Origin of the sequence: Saccharothrix sp. NRRL B-16348 (genome assembly GCF_001280085.1) — a bacterium.
Classification (GTDB): Bacteria; Actinomycetota; Actinomycetes; order Mycobacteriales; family Pseudonocardiaceae; genus Actinosynnema.
The window spans coordinates 1-302 of record NZ_LGED01000144.1 but is presented as its reverse complement, the minus strand read 5'-3'; the positions used below and the strand labels follow the sequence as shown (position 1 = coordinate 302).

The following is a 302-nucleotide window of genomic DNA, read 5'->3' as shown; positions in this document are numbered from 1 at the left end:
CTGTTGGGCCCGGCGTTGGCCATCGACAGCAGCTACGCCTTGTTTAACTGCGGCCCCGTGTTGAACCCGGCGGCCAACCTGTACCCCCTGCCGCCCCCGCCGGTCCCCGAGGGGGTGATCCAAAAGGTCCGGGTGGAGGGGGCCTGAGGGCCCGACTCGCCGATCCCCCCGCCGCCCGGTGAGCCGATCGGGGCGCGACCAGCCCTGCCGGTCTGCGTGCGCCACCCCGATCGGGCCACCGGGCTGCGGTGCGTCCGCTGCGACCGGCCGGCGTGCCCGGAATGCCTGCGCGAGGCGTCCGT

1 protein-coding gene is annotated in these 302 nt (G+C 74.8%); it reads left to right on the top strand.

The features are described from left to right. Window positions 1–162: 162 nt before the first annotated feature. The coding region (locus ADK67_RS50915; protein WP_331459294.1) for a B-box zinc finger protein at window positions 163–302 on the top strand (140 nt) is incomplete at its 3' end.